Annotated in this window: 2 protein-coding genes and 1 pseudogene (1 of these 3 only partly in view); all 3 read right to left on the reverse strand. The window is 40.0% G+C overall.

Going from position 1 to position 6,179, the window contains the following annotated elements:
- A pseudogene (locus tag A3H37_07615) lies at positions 1-1,525 on the reverse strand (hypothetical protein) (it extends 107 nt beyond the left edge of the window).
- Complete coding sequence (locus A3H37_07620) at positions 1,526-2,935, reverse strand: restriction endonuclease subunit S (GenBank protein OGL50658.1); 1,410 nt, start codon at positions 2,933-2,935, stop codon at positions 1,526-1,528.
- Positions 2,920-5,637, reverse strand: a complete 2,718-nt coding sequence (locus A3H37_07625) for a restriction endonuclease subunit R (protein OGL50659.1) — start codon at positions 5,635-5,637, stop codon at positions 2,920-2,922. Before A3H37_07625 ends, A3H37_07620 begins: the two co-directional genes overlap by 16 nt.
- Positions 5,638-6,179: the final 542 nt, after the last annotated feature.

A 6,179-nucleotide genomic window follows, 5' to 3' on the forward strand; every position in this document is an offset into this window, starting at 1 on the left:
TTTTAACCCTACGCTTAGTCTTTATCTTAATATCTGTTTTTATCTTTGATTGCTCTTCTCGAATGCGTTCCAGCAACACCGATGCCGGCTCGTCATTTGGGTCTTGCGGCACGAGCTCACCACGAAAGGTTTTGGCAAGGATGGACTGTGTAAGCCGGTCCACAAAAGCCTTTGCTTTCTTGTACCGCTCTTCAATCTCATCAGCTTTTTCGAAGAGTTCCTTCAGCCTCCGGACAATTTCCTGCTGTTCTTCAAGCGGAGGCAAATGCACCACAATCTTTCGAATAGTTTTCATAGAGAGACTGGGCTGGGCGGTCGCTTTTATCCAAGAGGTCGTATAGAAAAACCCGATGGGTGATTGAAGATAGAGCAAAAGATAATGAGAGTTCGCCCCGTCCACGTCAATTTTCGCGACGTTGGGCGCAAGATGCCAACGTCCTTTCTTAGGCGCCATACAAACATTACCAGTTCCAGCACCGATGAAAACCATCAAGATTTCCCGTCCGTGTAGCTGTGAACGATCCAGAAAATTGGAAACGTCCTTCATGATGTATTTTAGGTTTTCCGGAACAAATCTACCCATCTGGACATTCTGTGCTCTCACAACCGGCACGTCACCTTGGTCAAGAAGTGTGATATGTTTAGTATATTCAAACCCCGCCAACTTTGTTACATGTGCAAGGAAATCCACGTTTGTAACCGTCCATGTCTCAGGTAAGTCAACATCTGCTGATTCAACTGAAGGTGGCTCGTCTGGAAATATCTTGCGGGGCTTGCGATTCCCTTCGCGCGAAGACGCGCGTAGCGCCGTTTCATAGGCTGTTCGTCTTCTCTCCGTGATTGAAGCCAAGAGTTTAATTGCAGGCTCGATGATCGGGTTCTTCTCCCTCCAATCCGCAGTCAATCTTCCTGAACATGCAGCGGCGAGGACTGACTGGCGGAAGCGTTTGAGGATAAGCGGAATTTTTTCAAGCCGCTCTTTGCAGGCATCTACTTTGTGCAAAAGCTTTTCCAGTTTTGCCACAATGCGGCGTTGTTCATTAAAAGGAGGAAATGGCACTTCTGTATTTGGAGCAAAAGAAAGATTTATTCCACCTTGTGCGGAACCTTGAAAATTTTCTAATATTCTTTCTTGTCCTTCTTTTGACGTAAGGAATCTAAACAAAAATTTTGGTTCAATGAATTTTGAAGGGCGACAAATAAAAACATGCTCATTAACCACTGCATCCTTGAAAGGAAAATATTCATCGACAAAAGCTGTTTTTCCTGTTGTAGCACCATCCTTGACAATAAGAATATCATCTTTCTGGATACGCCCTTTATTCATATTATTAGCAAATTCCTTAGGGACATATTTAATTGAAGTAAAATCGAAGGTACCTTTGTATGTTAAGTGCTCTCCTCCAATACTTGGAATACCATTTGGAATACCTCTAACGCCTCCTCTTGGCCTTGAACCCGATTCCAGTGAGATTAATAAATTTTCTAAAGGAGTTGTTGTCCATTTTTTAAATGTAGAACTCATTCAGGACTCTCCATTTACTTCTATCAACTGAAGTATTTCCTTCAGATCATCCACCGTTGCTTTAAGTTCAGTAATTGCCTCGCTTGCCAAGTCCTGCGGGTCAGGCAAATTATTTGCATCCTCAACAGAATCATCTTTTAGCCATGTAATATCAAGTTTGTAATCACGCTCTTTTATATCGCTGATGTGGAATTTTCTGAACCTGCCTTCTTCTCTCAAATCTTTTCTTTTGCTCTGACCATTAGGATCTTTGCCATAACACTCTTCAAATTCAGAAAAATGCTTTGAAGAGAGTGGGCGGTCTTTTTTTGTTATTCCCGGTACATTGGAGCGGGCATCAAATATCCAGACATTTTCAGTAGGCAAGCCTTTCTGAAAGAAAATTACATTTGCCTTTACTCCCTGACTGTATGGAGTGAAAGTCCCGCGGGGAAGACGTAAAACAGTATGAAGATTACAGTCCTGCATCAGGATTTCAAAAACCTCACCAGCCTTATCTTCAAAGAGGCAATTATCAGGAAGAACTATTCCGGCTCTGCCACCGCGCTTGAGAATATTCATTACATGCTGAACAAAGTTTAGCTGTTTGTTGCTTGTTGCAATGGTAAAGTCTTCACGCTCCGGAGCCTGGTTTGCGCCCTTTGTTCCAAAAGGCGGATTTGTCAGAACACAATTATATCGTTCTCCACGTTCAGGCTCGTATATGGAATCCCCTAAATAAATTTTTGATTCAAGGCCATGGAGGAAGAGATTCATTAATGATAATCTTCTTGGACGGGAGACCAGTTCCTGTCCATAATAGGTTGAGGTCTTAATCCGCTTAATGTCTTTCCGTTCAAGCGCGCCTTTTGTAATATTTAAAAGCCATTCATAACTTCTCATCAGAAACCCGCCTGTACCGCAAGCAGGGTCGCAGATTGTAAAGTCCGGGTTGATTCTTGGGTCGGGTTTCATGACGCGGACAATGGAATCAATGAGAACTCTTGGGGTAAAATATTGTCCCGCTCCTTTTTTGCCTTCACTGGCTGCTTTTTCAAGTAGTCCTTCAAAGGCTGCGCCTTTTATATCAACATCCATAGCAGACCATTCTTCTTCATCAATCATGGCTATTAATCGCTTAAGATTAACCGGATTGTTAAAGCGGGGAACGGATTGAGCAAAGATGTCTCCAAGCAATCCCGGTTTTTCTCTTAATTTTCTTAAAATATCAGAATAATGGTCAAGCAAGTCTGTTCCGCTTTCTTTTTTCAGGCTTTCCCATGTACAGTCTTTGGGTATTTCAACACCCCTCTCATCTGCCATTTTTAAAAAGAGCAGATATGTGAGCTGTTCAATATAATCGCCATAGTCAACTCCATCATGGCGGAGAGTGTGGCAAAATCCCCAAAGCTTATTTACAACATCAGACATATTTTTTCCCTTTCCTGTGCTGCAACTGAATAATTTATTTCAGCAATCAGTGGTTCAAGCTTATCTTTAAATATTTTCTCCGCTTTGCTTTTACCTCCACGCTGTTCAAAAATAGGAGCATAGTCAAAATCCCCAAGTTCAATTGTAAGATTCTTTATAAGATGCTCCTGAATAAGACCTAACCAGTTTAGTTGCTCTTCATTAAAAGATTTTCCAGCCTTTACTTTTTCCATAGCTTCTGTGATTCTTTCCTCTGCTGTAAATATTGGTTCCTCTTTTTTTGCAGCATGTTTTACCATCGAGATAATGTCCGCAAGGGCTTTGTTATAGACAAGCTTATGTGCCTTTTGAAGCTCCTTTTCAGGGAATTTATTCAAAGAAAGTTTTTTACGAAGTTCATTGAGCGCATCTGTTTTCCATTCTTTAGGTCTTTCCAGTAAAATCTTAATCGCTTCAATATGCTCAGGATTTTCTTTTACAAATCTGGCAAAGGAATCAAGGTAGTCTTCTGGCTTTTGTCCATACGGTCCAAAATGTTCAATAATCTCTGAAGAGACTTCATCCGGAACATTATAGCCAACAATAAACTTCTTTTGCGCCCTCGGATAATTAATCAGCAAATCCTGAAAATCCTTGTTTCGTAGCAGATTCATTGTATTGGTAAAGTCATTCCTGATATTTTCAGTAAGCTTACCTGCAAATTTCCCTATATCTCCATCAGGAATAAAATTGGCAAATTTTGCTATTGCCTCGCCACTCATACTTCTCTCTATCCGGCGCAATCGCTTGACCAGAACTTTCGTATAATATTCCCTGTCTACATTCTGATAAATATTCTCTATAACCTGTTCTAATGGTATAGGTTCTTTTTGAGGAGGCTCTATTTTAAAGTCAGTAGTATTTTTGAAATATTCAATAAGAGTGCCGTCAAAACAATCAAAGATTGTAAAATGTTCTTTGTTTATCTCCTGACAAAGGCGGGTACCTCTTCCAAGCATCTGAACCCAGAGGATTCTTGATTTTACAGGCCTTAAAAACACAATAAATTCAAGACATGGAATATCAACTCCGGTTGTAAGCATATCAACTGTTACAGCAATTTTTGGGTTTGGACGATTTCTGAATTCCTTGATTTTCTGTAATGGACGGTCAACACTCGGGCTGCCTGTGATTTTCTGGACAAAATCGTCTCCTTGCCCGAATTCTTCACGGCAGATATTCACAAGCTGGTCAGCGTGTGATATATGGGGCAAATCATTTGCAGCAAAGATGAGTATTTTGGGAAAGCGTTCTGTTTTCTCTTCATGTTGATAGGCATATTTGGCTATTTCCTGAATAATCTTTTTATTGCTTTCAGGCGCAGTAATATTTCTTTCTACATCTTCAGTTGGAAACTCCCTTTCATCTTCTAGTTCATCATAAATTTCTTCACCTGTTTTTGTATCAACAAGGCCAACAGGGTCTCCTTCTTTCAAGAAGATTCCTTTCATCCTGACATTGGATTTTATTTTAACTGATTCATAATCAACCAGGAAACCATCCTGTATTGCCTGCTCAGTTGTGTAGCGATAGACAACTTCTTTAAAAAGTGAAAGAGAATGTGGCGCAGGTGTCGCTGTCAGCCCGATTTTTATGGCATCAAAATAATCCAAAACACTTCGCCAGATAGCAGTTTCACTAGCCGTATATCCGCGATGGCATTCATCTGCAATGATAACATCAAAGGCATGGATGGGAATATCCAGCTTCTGTGTATCCTCTTCATAGTCTGGATCGCTGCTGTCCTGAGCAAAGGCGTTTTCCCAGCCAAAAAGATTAATAGTCATTCTCTGGATAGTTGAGACATAGACAAAAGTATGTGTGTCCTGTGGTGAGGTAAGATATGCGTTTGGCAAGACTTTAGGGTCAAAGGGTTTGTCATCATCAAAGTCTTCGCGATGAAACTTCTGGCTATATACTTCATATTCCTGAGCAAATTTATTTCCTTTTGGAGTAGTAAAGGAGGCAAATTCTCGGACAGCCTGCGCCGCAAGGGCTCTTCTGTCAACAAGAAATAAAATCCTTCTTGCAGCTTTTGATTCAAGCAGATGATAAATTTGGGCAACAGTTGTAAATGTTTTCCCAGTGCCTGTTGCCATAGCAATAAGCATGGCTCTTTTACCTTTACAGATTGCTTCTTCAGTCTCCTCAATAGCCTCGCTTTGGTAGTAGCGTAATTTTTCAAGATTAAGAGGGTTATTACCAAGCCACTCATAACCATCATCCTTGTTATCATTAAAAAATTCATGGAGGGCATCGCCAGTGTGGAAGTTTGAGATTTGCCGTCTGATATTTTTTTCATTTCTAATATCAAGAAACCACACAATTTCTCCATTTGATGCGTAGAGAAATGGAACTCGAAAACCATTCCAGTTTCCTGAACCATTAAATGCACCCTTAGAATAACGCTTTGCCTGTTCCAAAACATTTTGGGGGTTAACGCTAACCTTTTTAGCTTCTATAATTCCTAATAATTTTCCCTTTGCAAAAAGCGCATAGTCAGCAGGACCATTGGCGGTTGGATATTCTTCAACGGCATGGCAATGGAGTGCAGAGGTATCTAAATTATCTCTATGTTTTATAATAGTCCATGCAGGATTAAGAGATTTTAGTTTCTTATTGATTCTGTCTCTTCTTGTTTGCCATTCAAGTTCTTCTGTCATTTAATGGCGTACCTTTTTAATAATTTGTAGGAAGAATTTTGTGCTGTTGTTTATGAGATTTTAATTTTGCAAAATCTAATCACTATCTAACTAAAGTTTCAAGCTATTTTTATAGGTGAGATGTTTGTTTTATATAAATTTTGATGATGTATGGCGAGTAGACCATGTTCTTATGTTACTTGAAGAAAGTTGATATTTTAATCCCGGCAAAAGCCTTTTCAACTGCTTTAAAAATAATCTCTGTAGTTTTAACACCGGATGCAGGTTTGTAGCTTTTCTCCAGCTATAGTGAACGGCATAAATAAGTTGACATGTTTCCGTAGGGCAACCCTTCAGGGTTGCTTATAGCAAGGCTAAAGCCTTGCCCTACTCCTATTTACTTTTAGCGTTTACTATAACTTTGGCTAAAATAAACCCACAGGAGAATAAGTCAAGAGAAAAGAGAGATTGCCTGTGACAGAGTTTTCTCTGGTAAACCGGCTGAAGAAAAGCTACATTGATACAGTGTCAGCGTTTAAGATTTCGGATTTATTTGGCACAAA

It is taken from the genome of Candidatus Schekmanbacteria bacterium RIFCSPLOWO2_02_FULL_38_14, from assembly GCA_001790855.1.
Taxonomy (GTDB): domain Bacteria; phylum Schekmanbacteria; class GWA2-38-11; order GWA2-38-11; family GWA2-38-11; genus 2-02-FULL-38-14-A.

Coding starts and splice junctions, on each gene's coding strand:
- A3H37_07625 (OGL50659.1), bottom strand. CDS start 5,637: ATGACAGAAGAACTTGAATGGCAAACAAGAAGAGACAGAATCAATAAG.
- A3H37_07620 (OGL50658.1), bottom strand. CDS start 2,935: ATGTCTGATGTTGTAAATAAGCTTTGGGGATTTTGCCACACTCTCCGC.